This window comes from Paenibacillus sp. FJAT-26967, assembly GCF_001541095.1.
Taxonomy (GTDB): domain Bacteria; phylum Bacillota; class Bacilli; order Paenibacillales; family NBRC-103111; genus Paenibacillus_F.
In genome coordinates this window covers 58,598-75,366 of the sequence record NZ_LMXH01000008.1, presented here as the reverse complement: position 1 = coordinate 75,366, position 16,769 = coordinate 58,598, and the positions used below count along the sequence as shown (strand labels likewise).

Here is a 16,769-nt window from a genome sequence, read left to right as displayed (position 1 = left end):
TTTTAATACTTACCGGTAAGTGAACCCACCAACAAGTGTAACCGTTTGTCCATCTGGATTGATAACTTTAATATCAACAGGTCCAGTTTTTGAAGATACAGGCAATCTGAACCGTAGTTGTGAACTACTTATAAATGAAGCCGTAATTAGCCCACCGCCATCTATTGAAACCTTTGCCCCTTCGACAAAATTAGAACCATTTATATAAATCAAATCTCCACCTGTATTTACTGCATTATTTGGAGAAATGGTAGAAATAGTTGGTGCGGGCTTCATAGGTATCGGGTCAAATATAAACCCATTTGCCACTATTGCAAATTGCCCGTCAGGGTTAATAACTCTGACTTCAACTGGGCCTAGCTTTGAAGAGGCCGGCAATCTGAACCGTAGTTGTGAGGTGCCAAAAAATGAGGCAGCAATAGGAGTCCCCCCATCAATCGATACTTTGGCTCCATCAATAAAATTAAAACCATTAATATAAATCAGATCTCCACCTGACTGAAGCGCATGATTAGGAGAGATTGTAGTGATGACTGGCGCTGGTTTCATAGGTATCGGATCGAATGTAAACCCGTTTGCCAAAGTAGTGACTTGTCCGTCTGGATTTACAGCTTTAATAGAAACTACTTCAGCCGTACTCCAGATAGGTGCCCTGACCCTGAGTTGTTTATCAGTAAGAAACGAAACGGTAGCCGCTTTATCCCCAAAATATATCTTGGTACCTGTCTCAAAGTTCTCTCCATTAATAATCACAAGTTCGCCAAGGTCCAACTGCATATGATTTGGGGTTAAATTCGTTATAACGGCTGCTGGAGCTGGAATGTATTCGAAGCCAGCACTGGATACTGCCGCTTGTCCATCCGCATTCAACACAGTAACATTAATTTTTTCAGCTTTTGGCCATGCCGGTACTCTTACACGTAGTTGCTTATCGGATAAAAATGAAGCGATAAGTACCTTGTCACCAAATTTCACACTAGATTGTGCAGTGAAGTTCTCTCCATTTATTAGGACTAGAATCCCTCCCGCTACTGATGCTTGAGCAGGACTAAAACTAGAAATTGTAGGGGCGGGTCCAAGAACAGGAGGAGTGTAGGTAAAATTGCTGCTTGCTACAAGCCCATCTGGATTTTTTACTTTCACTTCTACCGGGCCAGCTAAATTCCATTGTGGAGCTCGTACACGTAGTTGAGTATCGTTTAGATAGGAAGCCGACAATTCCTTTGATCCAAAATATACTTTTGCTCCACTTTTAAAGAATTTTCCATTTATCGTAACAAAATAATCACCTGTTATTTCACCTGAATCCGGTGTTAAAGAGATAATTTCTGGAGCTGGATCAGGAGCTGGGTCCTTAAATCTTAAACCATCTAATAGAACAATATATTGATTGTCTGGATTTATTACTTTAACAGCAACCAATTGCTCTTTGTCCCATACAGGAGCTCTAAAGCGTAATTGTTTAGAATTTATAAATGATACCGCTGTTATTTTAATATCATTTAGCCAAACAGTTGCCCCTTCCTGAAAACTATCTCCATTTACATAAATAAACTCTCCACCAATTCTGAGAGTCTCAGAAGGTGTTATATTCGATATCACTGGAACAGGGAGTGGCAGTGGCGCTATATACTCGTAACTTTCTGGCAGAATACTTTCCCGGTTATATGTGTCGACTAATTTGACATCAACTTTTCCTGCATTAGTCGTTACTGGTGCTTTAAATGTAACGAGCTCGCTTGAGACATAAACAAAAGGTACTTTCACGCCCGCTACGTATAAAGATGAGTTGCTGCTTATGTTAGCTCCTTTAACACTTACTTGATTACCACCTTCTAGAGGGCCACTATTGGGAGAAAGAGAGATTAATACAGCCCCTTGCGGTAGCTTATAGGAGAAGGCATTTGTAGCTACAGCAGATTGACCATCCTCATTCTTAACTACAATGTCCACTATTTCTTCTTGATTCCACTGTGGGGACCTAACTCTTAAATGCTTAGAATCAATAAAACTGCTTATCATTTCTTTATCCTTAAATAAAACCTTTGCGCCTGGCATAAAATCATTACCCACAATCGATACCAGATCTCCTCCAGATACTAAGCCTGTATTCGGGGTAATAGATTCTATCGTAGGGGCAGGGTTCAAATAACTATATGCGTTCTCTAATGAACCCTCTTGCTTGTCTGGGTTAACAACGGTAACTTTAACGGTTTCTGCTTTGAACCAAGGTGGTGTTGTTACATTAAGCTCCATTTCATTTATAAATTGGGTTGCTACGACGGTATTATTAAATTTAACAACCGCACCCTCTTTGAAATGAGTCCCTTTAATAGAAACAAGTTCACCGCCTTTGGTCGATCCTTGGTTTGGTGTTACTGTTTCTAGATGCGGACCTTCTACATATTCATATATATTATTAGCTTTAACATTAGTGTTATCAGTGTTTATAATCTCAATATCTATAAATCCTGCTGTATCGCCGGGAGGTACTGTCACAACTATCTGTGTATTTGTAGAGCTTTTGATGGTTGCTTCATTTTGCCCAAATTTAACTTGAGGATTAGGCAAGAAGTACTTCCCTGCAATTACAACCTCATTTCCCCCTGTTAAGCCACCTTGACTTGGGGTAACAGATAGAAACTCCGGATTAGCAAAATAACGATAAGGAGCAGTTGCATATTGTCCATCCTCATTGGTCACTTTAACATCTACTGTTCCTTGGGTACCTGGGGGAGCAACCACAACCAACTTACTAGAATCAATAAATTGTACCGGACTTACTTCGGTATTCCCGAAACTCACCTTTGGGTTCGCCCTAAAATTTGTTCCATGTATGGTTATTGTTTCTCCACCTTGAACCAGGCCTTTATCCTCCACAAGAGATGTGATCTGTGGTGTTGGATATGCTACATCTAAAAATGGATTAGGCACTTTCAATTGATGTGGAGCACCTAAATAATCCTTAAAATTGACATCAATATCTTCGTTACCTACCGATAGATGTCCCACTCTCTCTCCGGTCTTATGTCTGATCTTGTAATTAAAAGTAAGCGTTTCCTTTTTTAATTCATTAAAAGTCCATGTTAATGTATTTCCAACCACAGTTGGCTGTGGAATATTATCTTTATAGGATCCGGGAACAATTTCAAATTCTGGGGCAACTGTATCCTTAACGGTAACATCGTAGGCGCTCGCCATCCCTATTTCTTCCACAATAGCCCGGTAAATCTCAGCTAATCCTACTGAGCCGAGTACGAAGTGATGATGTTGAGCCGTAGTCGCCATATCTTTCATTAACAAATTCGGTGCACTGGTATTGGGATTCTCGTTCTGTTTTAACAAAGCAATTGTATAAAAAACAATTCCTTCACTTTTGGCCCCATTTGCTTGTTCTAGAGCTGCTCTCCGTGCATTATCAACTGGGGCTGGTTCAGTAGCTTCTCCGTCTGTAAGTAATAAAATAACCGGTTGTGCCTCGGGTCTATGACCTCTTAATAACTCACGAGCCATTTCAATTGCCAGTTTTGTATTCGTACCGCCAGATGCCTTTATTCCATTAATATAGTTTTTAACATCTGCCGGATTAGAGGATAGATCTCTAAATCCCACATTACTCGCAAAGTCTACAACACCCACGCGATGCTTAGTAAAATCAAGTAAGTCTATAAATCCAGTAGCAGAATTTTTGGCGTTTGTCATTTTATCTTCGCCATTATTATTCTTAGGATCCATACTACCGGATCTATCAATAATCAATATGATATCATTAGGCTTAACAACGTTAACACTATCTGATCCTTGTATATTAAGGGTAACATTCGATTCTCCCCCCTCCAAAATTTGAGTCGGGTTGAGAGTTTTCGTTACTCTAACAATCTCATCAGCACTTGCCATTGAACTATAACTAGGCAAAATTGTAAACACTAAAAGTAAAGACAAAAACAAATTGATGGTTCTTACCATCCTTTTTTTCATAGGGCAACCCCCTCGGATTTAGTTTTTAATATCCACAAAAAAAGCATCATTGATGTAAGATGCTTGTTTGTTATAGACGTTTGAAGCGTTTTTCTTTTTTTCTATCGCTACAATTTGTTTCTCGAGAGTTTTCTTTTCTGATTCTAAGGCCTGCATAATTTCATCATGCATATTTTTAATTTCTTTCAACTTCAACTTATCTTCGTCCGTGATACTTCTTTGTTCAAGTAAAGAATACAATTTATTAATTACTTCAGAGTATTCTTCATAAACTTCAAAACACGGGGACTTGAGTATGCATGTATAGTTTATTGAAATTTCATTAAGTATCTGTCGATTACTAAGCATTAATTTGGCTCCCGTTGGTTTTCAGTGAAAGCATAGCCTGCTTCCATGTGTCAACCATTCCTCTAGCGAAATCAAGAACCTCATTAAGCATGCTTTCATCTTTTCGGATGATAAATTCAGCAATATAATTGTTGTAAAACATGTACAAATTACTTAAATCTTGAGATATATCGTATTTCATGTCAAGTGTTACAATCAATTCACCAAGTATGCTTTTTACCTTGTAAAGCGGCTGATTCATGTCTTCATACTGACTCTGAGAATACAACTGCTTCGCTTGAAGCAATAATTTGACCATTTCCTGATATAACAGCAATGTCAATTCTCCAGGGCTTGCCGTCTCTACACGAACCTTCAAATATTGCTGCTGTTTAGCGTTTTGCATTTGTTAAACCTCTCTCATCAGTTGTAGTTTGTATAAACAATTATTAACCGCCTAGCTGCGATGAAATCCAAGATCCCTGACTGTTTAATTTCTGAAGTGCTTTCTCCATGGCTGTGAATTTCTTATAATAACGATTTTCGATGTCTACTAGTTTACGCTCCAGATCTGTTTCTCTTGTATTATAATCCTTCAGTTGCTTCCCAAGCACACTTTCATCTAAAGCTTCTATTGATCCTGAGCCAATCTTTTTAGTGAATTTAGTCAACTGTGCGCTAATCGTTTCATACAAACGATCTGCAAAGCCCAATTCACTTTTTCGTTTTTTCATATTTTCAGGAGTATCATTAGGTGTATCTGAGGACTTAGTGAATAACAATTTGACTTCATCGAATCTAGTATTAATAGCCTCTTCGAGCTTCTTTTCATCAATCTCAAGCTTACCATTCTCACGGAAATCATTCATTACATTAACCCCAATTTGCGAAAGCATTCTTAATTGGCTTTTTGGATCCGGGGGGTTGGTTATTCCCTCTAATGGCATGTTTAGAGCAGACCGCATAGAAGATAAGGTATCTTTAAGTAAATTATCGTTATAAAGATCACCTTGGCGAGCCTTCTTCTCCCACAACGTTATCTGGGATTCTGTCATGGCTTCTTTTTCCTCGGTAGTCAACGGCTGATATCCCCGATTTTTTTTAGTAGTAGTTGCTTCGGAAAATTTATCAACCAATTCGTTGTATTGCTTTACAAAATCTTTGATCTTGTCAACTGCAGCTGAACGATCCACTACAGCCCCGATTGAAGCTTCTCCTAGACTACGAAGTGTTACTTGAACCCCATTAATATTTACACTGTTTGAGGTTGCAGTAATATTCGTGCCGTTGACACTGTATGCTGCATCTTTACCTTCTGAAGTCAGTGTCGTATTTGCCCCAAATATATTTGCAAATGTACCATTTGCATCTGTAACTTTAACTTTTGATCCAGCGCCCGTTGTTATGGAATTTAGATATAAAACACCACTAGCCCTGTCGAAATTAGCCTTTACTCCCGTTTTGGCTGATGCACCATTAATATCCTTAAGAACAGAATCAATAGTGGAATCTGCAGTAATTGTTATTTCCACAGACTTAGCCGGATCAGCACCTTCAATAGTAAATGATCCATTGATGTTTAATTTTTCTGTTGGTAACTTATTTACTTTCTCGCTTATTACAGAAGCAGAGTTAGCTAATTGGGTTATTTTTACACTACTTACACCAGGATTTACGCCGCTGGATACAACGTCCAGTACAGCTGTATTTGATGATGTCGATTTAACAGTTTCAAACTTATTCTCAAATCTGAGCTCATTCATTGCTTTACGTAGAGTCAGTAGAGATGTGTTCATTGAACGATAATCTTCCCTCTGCCATAATGTTAGTTGTTTCTTCTTTTGCAAGGTATTTAATGGGACCCTTTCGGTATCCATTAACTTCTTGACTAAACTATCCGTATCCAACTGTCCACTAAATCCCGTTAACCTCGTTGGCCCACTTATGCCTGCCATTGTATCCCTCCTTTTAGATTTTTCTATCTAAGAAAACACCCACATTTACACACATGTTGTACATTAAATCCAAGATTTTCTCTGAAGGAATTTCCCGAATAACTTCTTCGGTATCATCATTAACAACGACTACCATAATCGTGTTTGTTTTATCATGAATCTTCACTTGAATATGTGTGTCCGATTCAGAAAGGGCTGTATTCAACTTTTCAACAAGCTGAGGTAGAGTATAAGACTCTTCTATACTGGTAATTGTAGATAAATCGGTTTCTATTGTGTCCGGGATAGATGAAGAAGAAATAATGTTTAACAGCGGTGTCAGGGAAGTAGGCGTAGGTCCTTGATTTACTTTCATTTAATACTCTCCTAACCTAAGTATTAAAAAAAACCGGCCGGAATCCCGGCCGGCTCTATGCTAATCTTAACGAAGCAATTGAAGAACACCTTGTGGCTGTTGGTTAGCTTGAGCAAGCATTGCAGTTGCAGCTTGTTGCAGAATTCCATTCTTCGTGAATTCGCTCATTTCTTTCGCCATGTCTACATCACGGATACGGGACTCAGCAGCTTGCAGGTTTTCAGCAGTTGTGCCCAGGTTGTTGATTGTGTGTTCCAGACGGTTTTGAACAGCACCCAGGTTCGAACGAGTTGTGGATACAGTGTCAATAGCTGTCTGTACTAATTTCATATTGTCAGATGCATCTTTATTCATAGTAGCAGCAGTAGAGGCACCAAGGTCAACCAAAGTACCAGCGTCTACGCCGAGGGCAGCAGCCTTCATGCTTACCAAGCTCAGACTGATAGTTTCGTTCTCGTTAGCTCCGACTTGGAACTTCAGAGATGTAGTATCTCCATTAAGCAATTTTTTAGTGTTGAATTGTGTTTGGTTTGCAATAGCATCAATTTGATCGCTAAGAGCAGTTACTTCTGTTTTAATCTTTGCAGTGTCGGATGTAGTTAATACTTCGTTCGCAGCTTGTGTGAACAGTTCGCCCATACGTTGCAGCATAGCATGAGTTTCGTTCAAAGCACCCTCTGCTGTTTGGATCAAGGAAATACCATCAAGAGAGTTCTTCGACGCTTGCTCCAGACCACGGATTTGATTACGCATTTTCTCAGAGATTGCAAGACCTGCAGCATCATCAGCAGCACGGTTGATGCGATAGCCGGAAGATAGTTTCTCCAGAGATTTGCTTTGTGCATTGTTGTTAGTCGACAGTTGACGTTGTGCATTGTAAGAAGAGATATTGTGATTAATACGCATAATAAATTCCTCCCTGAATTAGGTCGTGATCGCATCCTTGCGTTCACCTATTAGTGGATCGAGAAAGCTCTGTCGGCCGCCAGATGCCCTCTTTTCTCCCATGATATATATATCGGATTATCTTGAGATTAGTTTAGAGGTTTTTGAATAGTTTCGAAAAAAATTTTAGATGTTTGGTCCTAGATCGTCTTGGCTAGATAAAATCTTTTGTAACAATGACTTAGCATCTCCATCCAAACGAACAGCTGCTTTGTTTTCAGTTTGAATGGCTTTATATATTTCCTCACGGTAGATCGAGATATCTTTGGGTGCATCTATACCAATTCTCACTTGATCGCCTGCTACATCCAATATAGTCAGCACTATATCTTGCCCAATCATAATCTTTTCACCTTTAAGTCGGGACAGAATCAGCATGCTAAGAGCCTCCTTTTGTAAGAGGATGACGGATAGAATAGACCACACTTTCCAGAACAATTTGTGCTGCTTTGTTCAGAGCTTTATTATAAATAATAGGAGCTTTTAAGTTAATCGTAATATCATTTTGCGATCGTATAGTTATGATAGAAAATACCTGGGTGTCTTCTTCACGTTCAATACCAAGCTGATTTCTTACAGCCACGGGCAGTTCAAATTCATAATCCCGCTTAAACAAAAAGGGTTCTGTGATTACAAAAGCCAAATCTTCGTCATCAACGGATTGAAGTGCCTGAAAAGTAGAATCTTTCTCATCAAGTTGCAGCAGTACATACTTATGGTGATTTTCAAAACCGAATATGCCCGGCTCAAACGTGATAAGTTGATCTTCCGACGAAGTAATATCGCCAAATCTTGTTGACCGTATAATCATATATTAACCTCCAATAAAAAAAGAATAGCTATAAATTATAGCTATTGTCTCATAAGGACTAAATGGATGCATTAAATTTCCCGCCAACTACAGAGAAAGTAATGGCGTTCTTTTGAATAATATAAGCTTCTAATTTACCTGCATCATATTGTATAACAGGCTTATGGTATTCCGGATCAAATGTTACTGATCCTTTACTAACCTCCGTGCTAATAGTACCAGGTGTGTACAGCACATCTACATTGTCATAAGAGGGTTCTCCCGTAAGCTCTATGTGTCGGTCTTTAAAAGCGTTCTGACGGGCAATATCAACAAATGCACTGGACTTATTGGTAATGTCCATCATGCGATCGCCATTTTGGGCAATCTCTGCGATATAGTTCATGGATACGTCAACCGAGCTCTGAGCTATACGGTCTCTCATTTCAATCAACTTAGAGCTGCCCAAAGCAGACCAAGCCTTAGTGGAGTCAATCTCAAGGCTAGATTTTCCCGTACTTATATTTACTTGAGGATTTTCCTGATGAAGGTTTAACTCTACCTTGGGCTGCTCTATAGATAATTCGCTACGACCCTTAGATAATCCAACCTTCGTATATTGCTGGTTAATTTGAATACGAGGAAGCTCCATAGCGCCCCCTATCTTAGAAAATCCATGAGGCTTGGACGAATGATTCTTGCCATTGTATCCAGAGAAAGCTGGTAGATACCTTCAGCTGTTTTGAGTTCTGTGATGGTTGTTGGAACATTAATATCCTCAACCTTGGACTGTAAATCAACATAATTGAGATTTAGATCCTCTAAACGACTGGCTGTAAACGCCAATCGATTCTGCCGCGCTCCCACATCTGCTTGCGCATAGATTATGCGATCCATACTCGTTTGTATTTCGGTGATACCCTTTTCAATATCTGCAGTGGAATCATTATTTAGTGCTTTTTTGAGATTATCCAGTGCTTTGAAAACATTGGTGGTCTTTGTCGGATCGGCAGGGTCCTGATATGCACCAAAAACATCTTTACCAAGTGAATTTACTTCGGCATAAATACCCGCTCCAATTTGATAACGCATCTTACCATCATCTAGCGTGAAAGCCGTATTGGCAGGATCGTCAGAAAAAGGTTTCTGATCGGTCATTTGTCCATTAAAAATGTATTTCCCTTTAAACTGAGAGTTTCCGATGGCTACCAATTGTTTGTACAACTCGTCGATTTCCTTACTCAAAATCTTCCTAGCTTCCGGATTTATAGACTCAGTTGTACCTTGTACCGCTTTCTCAGAGACCGTATGGAGAATTTTTACTGCTTCACTCATCATCGTATCATTAAACTTCATCCAAGAGTCAGCATCTTCGACATTCTGCTCAAACTGTTCCGTCATACCTAGCTCACCCCGATAACGCAGTGCGCTTGCAATACCAACGGCATCGTCAGAAGGTCTATTGATCCTCCGCTCTGTAAGAGCCTGTTCCTGATATTTATTCATCCGGCTATAGTTCGCCTGGAGGCCTCTCATCATCGAAGAGCTCATCATGCTCTGGGTGATCCTCATCTTTTATTTACCCCCTATCTACCGACTACGCCGGTGCCGTTAATGAGTTTTTCTAATAGTTCATCCATAACTGTGATTACACGGGCTGAGGCCGTATAAGCATGCTGGAATTTAATTAAATTAGCCGTTTCTTCATCCGGCGAGACACCACTTATAGATTGACGCAGGCTATCTGCGTGATTGGTAAGCAGTTCACCATTCTCTGTCATTTTCTTGGAATGATCGGTTTGAATCCCAAGCTGGCTCATAACCGCTTCATAGTACCCGCCATAACTCGCCGAAGCAGTCAAGGCATCTGCACCAAAATTGAATGCTTTCTCAGACAATCCACCGATAATAAGAGCCATATCGCCATTACTCTGAATAACCTTGTCCATGGATGGTGCAGGAGGATTATTCACAGTCTGTACTCTTAGAGAAGCTGCTAACAGCTTCAAATCTTGGGCGATAGCCGGGTTCACACGGATATTAGCCGCCGTGAAAGGACTGCTACCGTCTGAAGTAACAAAGAAGTCTCTTCCATTCGCTGCCGGTTCCTCCAATGTATAACCCAGCTTATGCAAGCCGTTTAATCCATCAACGGTTACTTTAGCTTCAGCCGCCAGTTTACGAGGGTTTGTAGGATCTATCTGCGCTCCCGCAGGAACCGTCATTCCTTTAGGCAGGATGGTACCTGCCGGCAAAGTAACTTCGATTTTACCGGTCGCAAGTGTATTGGCCATAAGATCCAGTTGTTTGGTATATTCAGCAACAAAAGTATCGCGGGACTGCACGTAGCCAAAAATCTGTCCGCTTGTCACGCCAGCTACCGCAGCTTGGGTAACCGGATTCGAAGTCATGTTGTCGATAACTAGTGTAGTCCCAAACGTAATCTGATAAGTTTGGGAGGTCTCTGTAACCTTGACATTACCGAGCTGTGATAATTGATCAACCAGATAATCCCGCTTATCACGAAGGTCATTCGCGTCATCCCCGCCGGATTCAATATGCTTGATCTGCTTGGTCAATTCAGATATCTCGGTCACGTAACTGTTCGCTTCCGACACCTTGACATCGATTCTCGCTGTAATATTACTGCTCATCGTGTCGAGCTGTGATGCCATATGGTTAAAAGAATCCGTCATGGCCAGAGCCTGCTGAACGACTGCTGAACGGGCAGCGAGATCCTCGCTGCTAGGATTCTTGCTCAGCACCTGCCAAGCTTTCCAGAACTCGGTTACATTCTTGGCTAGTCCATTGTCAGAAGGCTCATTGACGATTCCCTCAATATTGCTCAAAGATTCATTAATCACTTTAGATTCGTTCATAGCCGAGTTCTGGTTCCGGAACTCGATATCAAAATAAATGTCGCGAATACGTTGTATCGCATTCACCTCTACACCCATCCCTAATTGGCCCGCTGCAGTTGTATTAGTGACAGAAGGATATTCCAAGGGACGCGATGCAACCATGTGCGCTACCTGACGGGAATAACCTGGTGTATTTACATTCGATATGTTATGTCCGGTAGTATTGAGGGCAACTTGCTGGGCAATAACGCCGCGCTTGCCAAGCTCCAGACCGTGGAATGTTGAACGCATGTACTCACTTCCTTTGCTGTTCGCCGCTGCTAACGGCAAGTATGTTTATAGAGTTAAGCTCTTGTGTCAAAATAAGCGTTCTTCCGCTTGGATTGTCCTTGCTGAGCCGGATGTGCATACACCGCGTCTTGCTCAGGCGTAGCCGTCAATAGATCAAGGGAAAGATCTATATATCCAAGAGACTGTTCAACCAGTTGACGGTTCGTCTCGTTAAGCTCTTTGAGCTGCAGCAGCTCACGAAGCAGCTTCTCTTGACGATCCATTAGAAGCTGCTTCTCCTCTGCCTTAAAAACAAGCTTAACGAGCTCACTCACGGTAATATTGGGATTCATTTTATAACATCTTGAAACGAGGTATTCGTTAATCTTGAGAATCCGCTGCTGGTCGAGTTCCTGTATTTCACGAACACACTTCGATTCCTTGTGAACAAGAGCCGAGAGCTCTTGAATAGAATTCTGCAGAATCGCTTCTCTCTTGCGAACACCGATTACTTGAAGCTGCTGGTGGCATTCGATCATCCGGTCCAGTACAGACGCAATTTCCGTTACAGGCATGGTAGTCACCTATTTCTGTCAGTCTTATTTAAGATAAGGGAGGAGCTTCTCTGCGATTTTGCCGGCTTCAACATGATACGTACCTGATTTCACCTGCTGCTTCAGTTCCTCTACTTTACGGGTCCGGATGTCATCTCCAGCGGCTCCGAGAAGTTCCTTGGCTTCCGTTGAAATTTGAACCTCGTCCTTCGGGCGGTTTCTTTTATCTGCTGCTGATACCTGCATTTGATCTTTATGTTTGGCATACGGATTTACGTTCCCAATCCGGTGGCTCTCGTTGATTTTCATCTCATCACCTCTTCATATCATTTGGAGGATTCTATGTAGCAACGACCGGAAACCGGCCGGTTTTTACAAAAAAACCGATAATCGTTATTACTATTATCGGCAGGAGAGTATAATCTTTTTAGTTAAAAAACGGGTTTCTGTTAATGACGCTCTTTCAAACGGTCTGTAATCCGGTAATGAAGAGACTCCTTCTCAGCAGCTGCGCTGCTTTTGCCTTCTTCCAAAACCTGGTTAACATCCTTAACTAATCTCTGGCGGCAGGAGTCACACATCGTGTGTTCCCGAATCGGCGAACCGCAAACTTCACATGGATATGTGACATTAGGGGAATCCGCAATGGAAATTCTGCCTTCCCGGATAAACCGGATAATCTGCCGCATTGGGACTTCGGTTCCCTCATGGAGTTCCTGAAGGTCGGATTTGCGATTGTTGCGGAGAAATTCTACACACGCCGTGTATTGCGCCTCTGTTTCTTTTACACACGCCGGGCAGGACTCTGCGAAGCTCTTTACAAATAACTTGCCGCATCTCGGACAGTTCTGTACGTTCATACTCATTGTAATCACCTTTGTTAATAGGGTATGTACCTAGTGTAACGTATCCATCTGACCTTGAGAAGAGCTGCCCGGAAGTATGTGGAAATTTTGAAGAATTCGCCTTTTATAGGACAAAGCGTACAACGGGTATACCCATAAAATAAAAGAAACATATGGAGTTCCACCTTATTTAATTAACCAACCAGAATCCTTATGCTAAAAAGCTGCCTGAAGAATAAATTACACCAAAATTCTAACCGATAATCAACTACCGCTGGTCTCTAAGCAAAAAATTATCGGGCCCACATCAACCCGTATACCTCTAAAGGAAATTCCCTTGTCAGAGTCTTCGCACATTGATTAAGGGTGCTCCCCGTCGTGTACACATCATCGAGAATGAGCACACGTAAGGTGGTTCGGCCGAATGTCTGAGAATAACCCCGCAGCCATTCTCTGCCTTCCCTTCTTACTTGAAAAGCTCCTTCCAGATCCCGAAGTCGATCTGATCTGCTTTTGAAGCTCTGCTTGGCCGTATGACGAGTCCTTTCCAAAAGAGGGACAACGGGAAGCCGGAGCAGAACTCCCAGATCAGATGCCATTGCTTCCGCCTGGTTGAATCCTCTTTCTTCTAACCGGCTTGGGTTCATCGGAACATAGCTCACACAGTCAAAACTTCCACCCTGGGCCAAGATTTCTTTATGCAGCTGATGATAAGCGTGTACAAGCATGCCGGTCAAGACGGAAACCATCCGCTCGTTCCCCCTATACTTGTAAGCGGCCAGCCACTCCTTCATCAAGGCATCATATTTTACAGCGCTTCTGCTATAGCAATAATAGGTATCCGGACGCCGTCTACAGTCTGGGCAATCTTCGGGACGGCCGCATATGAGGCAGCAGATTTCAGTAATCCATGGGATCCTATCAAAGCAACCCCTGCAAAGAGCCAGTGAGTTCTCCTGCCCATTTCTGCTTCCTCCGCAGCTAAGACAAGCCGAACGGCCAGATCCGTGACTGCCGGCACCAACAACAAGTTGAAACATCTGCTTTATTTTACTCCACCATCTCGTGCTTTTTTCCGGTTCAGACAGGCCTATCATCTTCAGCCTCCAATTGTTTTTTTACTCTTTAAGCAGATAACCTCTTCTTCGGGCTATGGAGTTCATTCTTTGTATTTGCTTTACAGCACGTGCTTGTGACGATGTTTTTTCGGGTGCTGCCAAATAAACGCGCCCTTTGGGATCGTCTTTAGAACGGCCCGCGCGGCCGGCCATCTGAACAAGAGCCGCTTCGTTGAACAGCGAGGAGTCTGCGTCGAGAATAAAAACATCGGTCTTGGGAACAGTCACTCCCCTCTCCAATATCGTCGTAGTCACAAGAATATCGGTATTCTTCCCCCGAAAGTCGGTTACTTTACCCGATCGTTCGCTGTCCTTAGACGAAGTGCCGGCAATCCGCTTGTCCGGCCAAAAAGTCTCAAGCAGCTGCACCAGCGGGTCCACCAGCTTGATCTGCGGCACGAACACGAACAGCTGCGCGCCGCGTTCGAGCGAACCCCTCAGGCGTGTGTGCAGCGCCTGAGGCAGGACCCCGCTGCGGAGGATCTTCCGCAGCGGAGGTACCGACAGGCGCTGCGGAACGGGCAGCGGCTGTCGGTGATAGCGCACGGGCACGGTGACATGAGGCAGGCGGCCCGCCGCTGCCTCGCGCTGCAGTGCCCGTGGAGGCGTCGCCGAGAGGAGGACATAGCGTCCTCCCGGCGCCAGAGCCTTGCGCGCGGCGAATTCTAGCGCCGCGCTGTTCAGGTACGGGAAAGCGTCGATCTCATCGATAATTACGCAATCAAACGCATGCGCGAAGCGCATAAGCTGATGCGTGGTAGCTATCGTAATATCGCCGCTTTCCCAGGTCTGGCTGCCGCCGCCGTAGAGCGTGACGATCCTGCAGCCTTCGAATGCGCGCATAAGACGCGGCTGCAATTCGAGCACGACGTCCCTGCGCGGCGTGGCGATGGCAAGCTTGCGTCTGTGCGCAAGCTCGTACTGGAGGAGCGGGAAAATCATTTCGGTTTTTCCCGCTCCTGTTACGGCCCAGATTAGAAAACTGGGCGCCGGCTCTTGGCGCGGCTGTTGAATCGCCGCCGCGCCGGGAGCTGTGGTGCAGAGAAAAGACAGCGCTTCAAGCGAAGCAGCCATCTGTGCCGAACTTAGACCCCACGGCTTTAGAAAGCGTTCAAATTCTTCTTTAGTGCTTTCACCCTCAAGCAGATCTCTTCGATCGAAATCATTAGCCAGGACTGCTGCAGTTGGATTCCGGCTCCCCTGGACTAATAAAGTACAAAATCTCATGCGCCCCATAGTGAGACACTCTTCACAATAAGGGCAGTCCGTTCCGCAGTGATAGCAAAGAGTTGTGTGGAATCTTGAACTTCCGCAGCGCTTGCATGAATAATGCAGCACTTTACGCCACCACGCAGGAAAGGTGCCCCGTCGATGCCACTCCAAGCCATTCGTCACCTTTATATCCTCGTTTAGATAAGCTAACTGCAGATAATCTTTCCATTCCCCTTTTTCTGTGATTAAATGCTGCAGACCTATAGAATCCAGTAATCTCAGCACCTCATCTTTCTGCAAATTCCTGCCCTCAAGGGCCCGCACGATATTTATATAAAGGTCAACATCAATTAACTTCTTCAGCTTGTTGCTGGATATCCAACTATCAAAAGTAATTATGTGAAAGTGTAAATCCGAAAATATCTCGAAAAAATTTTTTGGGAGAAATTTATAAATTTCTTTTGGGATAGGTTTATGTAGATGAATAGAATTTCTAAGCTCTGCTGCGGGGTGAGTCTTTATACCTAGATGGAATTGTTTAGAAGGATCAGGGGGAACGTTTGAAATAAGCGGCATTGAATTCGACTGGGGTGGAGTTACATGGGCTGAACAGGATCGGAGATTATTCTGAGATGGATCGGGTGAAGGTTGTTGTCGTGCTGGGCCTTTAGAACCGGGGAACATACTAGTTGATACAAGAGAGTGCTTTTCATCCAAAGAGGGGTATCGTTCTTTCGGGCAGAGAGCCGGGAATAATGCAGCCGCTTCTAACGTGTTATCTGCCAATTGACAGGTTTCTCTATAATAAGGGGTATCTGGGGGAATTTTATTATATTCATTTGAATTTATGGTATATGCGGCAGTTAAGCTTGATATTGCAAGCGGATTTGTATCTTTCGAAACAAAATACTCAATTATACTAAGAGCTTGTCCCATAGAGACAGGGGGCTCCAGCAGCACAATCCGTACTGTAGGCCCGAACCTTTCGAACCAATACTCGCAATCAACAGAAATCGATAAAGAGATATGCCATTGCCAATTTGTATCGTTGACAGCGGCGTAGACATGAACCTTCATAGCTCACCCGCTTTATGGATTGTTTTCATGTAAACGATTACGCAAAATTAGTCCCGTTTACCCGGAATTGATCTGCAATCGCTTATTCAAACAAAGGTAGTTTGACCAACTGTTTTTGATTGCTTACATGCATAATAACGATTTCATCGCGCTGAGACGATTCCGCCCATTGTTGCCAGGAATGATCCGGTCTGTTTGCCATAATCTCCAGTTCATACAACTTCGATAACCGCTCGGCGATTCCAAGCGTATCATCCGTTGATCCTTCGTCAATTAAGGTGACAGATATGGATTTTCCGCTGAGACGGGTTATAAAAAATAAAGAGCGGATGTACCATTCAATATGCAGCTGATTATCTTTGGTAACAAGCAGCAGGCGATACGTGCGATCGGCCTTCCTGGAACGATTAAACACGTGGAGCATACATACACTCAGGATGTAGCTCCCTACCACACACAATAATCCAATCCACATGACGGCT

At 42.9% G+C, this 16,769-nt stretch carries 18 protein-coding genes; all 18 read right to left on the bottom strand.

The features are described from left to right. Positions 1-9: 9 nt before the first annotated feature. Positions 10-3,978 carry an IPT/TIG domain-containing protein gene (locus AR333_RS21655; RefSeq protein ID WP_084783956.1) on the bottom strand — a complete coding sequence of 1,323 codons (3,969 nt, stop codon included), beginning with the start codon at positions 3,976-3,978 and terminating at the stop codon, positions 10-12. A gap of 18 nt (positions 3,979-3,996) precedes the next feature. Beyond that, complete coding sequence (locus AR333_RS21650) at positions 3,997-4,326, bottom strand: hypothetical protein (protein WP_068777457.1); 330 nt, start codon at positions 4,324-4,326, stop codon at positions 3,997-3,999. Continuing rightward, positions 4,319-4,711, bottom strand: a complete 393-nt coding sequence (fliS, locus tag AR333_RS21645; protein ID WP_068777456.1) for a flagellar export chaperone FliS — start codon at positions 4,709-4,711, stop codon at positions 4,319-4,321. The genes AR333_RS21650 and fliS overlap by 8 nt, the downstream gene beginning before the upstream one ends. A 43-nt stretch (positions 4,712-4,754) precedes the next feature. Then, positions 4,755-6,260, bottom strand: coding sequence for a flagellar filament capping protein FliD (gene fliD, locus AR333_RS21640; RefSeq protein ID WP_068777455.1), 1,506 nt, complete (start codon positions 6,258-6,260; stop codon positions 4,755-4,757). 13 nt (positions 6,261-6,273) lie between these two features. Beyond that, positions 6,274-6,615, bottom strand: a complete 342-nt coding sequence (locus AR333_RS21635) for a flagellar protein FlaG (RefSeq protein WP_068777454.1) — start codon at positions 6,613-6,615, stop codon at positions 6,274-6,276. A 66-nt stretch (positions 6,616-6,681) separates the two neighbouring features. Next, complete coding sequence (locus tag AR333_RS21630; RefSeq protein ID WP_068777453.1) at positions 6,682-7,521, bottom strand: flagellin; 840 nt, start codon at positions 7,519-7,521, stop codon at positions 6,682-6,684. 165 nt (positions 7,522-7,686) lie between these two features. Further along, positions 7,687-7,938, bottom strand: coding sequence for a carbon storage regulator CsrA (csrA, locus tag AR333_RS21625; protein ID WP_068777452.1), 252 nt, complete (start codon positions 7,936-7,938; stop codon positions 7,687-7,689). A gap of 1 nt (position 7,939) precedes the next feature. After that, positions 7,940-8,371, bottom strand: a complete 432-nt coding sequence (fliW, locus tag AR333_RS21620) for a flagellar assembly protein FliW (protein ID WP_068777451.1) — start codon at positions 8,369-8,371, stop codon at positions 7,940-7,942. 58 nt (positions 8,372-8,429) lie between these two features. Beyond that, positions 8,430-9,002 (bottom strand): DUF6470 family protein, encoded by a 573-nt coding sequence (locus tag AR333_RS21615; protein WP_068777450.1) that lies wholly within the window; start codon positions 9,000-9,002, stop codon positions 8,430-8,432. Positions 9,003-9,010: 8 nt separating this feature from the next. After that, entirely contained in the window at positions 9,011-9,922 is a 912-nt protein-coding gene (flgL, locus tag AR333_RS21610) for a flagellar hook-associated protein FlgL (protein ID WP_068777449.1), read from the bottom strand. Positions 9,923-9,936: 14 nt separating this feature from the next. After that, positions 9,937-11,502, bottom strand: coding sequence for a flagellar hook-associated protein FlgK (gene flgK, locus AR333_RS21605; protein WP_068777448.1), 1,566 nt, complete (start codon positions 11,500-11,502; stop codon positions 9,937-9,939). Positions 11,503-11,555: 53 nt separating this feature from the next. Then, positions 11,556-12,056 (bottom strand): flagellar protein FlgN, encoded by a 501-nt coding sequence (locus AR333_RS21600; protein ID WP_068777447.1) that lies wholly within the window; start codon positions 12,054-12,056, stop codon positions 11,556-11,558. 24 nt (positions 12,057-12,080) lie between these two features. Further along, complete coding sequence (gene flgM, locus AR333_RS21595) at positions 12,081-12,344, bottom strand: flagellar biosynthesis anti-sigma factor FlgM (RefSeq protein ID WP_068777446.1); 264 nt, start codon at positions 12,342-12,344, stop codon at positions 12,081-12,083. Positions 12,345-12,484: 140 nt separating this feature from the next. Further along, positions 12,485-12,901: a flagellar protein gene (locus AR333_RS21590; protein ID WP_068777445.1), complete on the bottom strand. Its 417-nt coding sequence runs from the start codon at positions 12,899-12,901 to the stop codon at positions 12,485-12,487. A 272-nt stretch (positions 12,902-13,173) separates the two neighbouring features. After that, positions 13,174-13,629, bottom strand: a complete 456-nt coding sequence (locus AR333_RS25525; protein WP_253735945.1) for a ComF family protein — start codon at positions 13,627-13,629, stop codon at positions 13,174-13,176. A gap of 59 nt (positions 13,630-13,688) precedes the next feature. After that, a complete protein-coding gene (locus AR333_RS25520) occupies positions 13,689-13,844 on the bottom strand; it encodes a hypothetical protein (RefSeq protein ID WP_253735944.1) in 156 nt (51 codons plus the stop codon). A 154-nt stretch (positions 13,845-13,998) separates the two neighbouring features. Continuing rightward, on the bottom strand, positions 13,999-15,234 hold the full coding sequence (locus AR333_RS21580; protein ID WP_253735943.1) for a helicase-related protein: 1,236 nt from the start codon (positions 15,232-15,234) through the stop codon (positions 13,999-14,001). A gap of 1,135 nt (positions 15,235-16,369) precedes the next feature. Next, positions 16,370-16,762 (bottom strand): hypothetical protein, encoded by a 393-nt coding sequence (locus AR333_RS21575; protein ID WP_068777443.1) that lies wholly within the window; start codon positions 16,760-16,762, stop codon positions 16,370-16,372. Between the last annotated feature and the right edge of the window lie 7 nt (positions 16,763-16,769).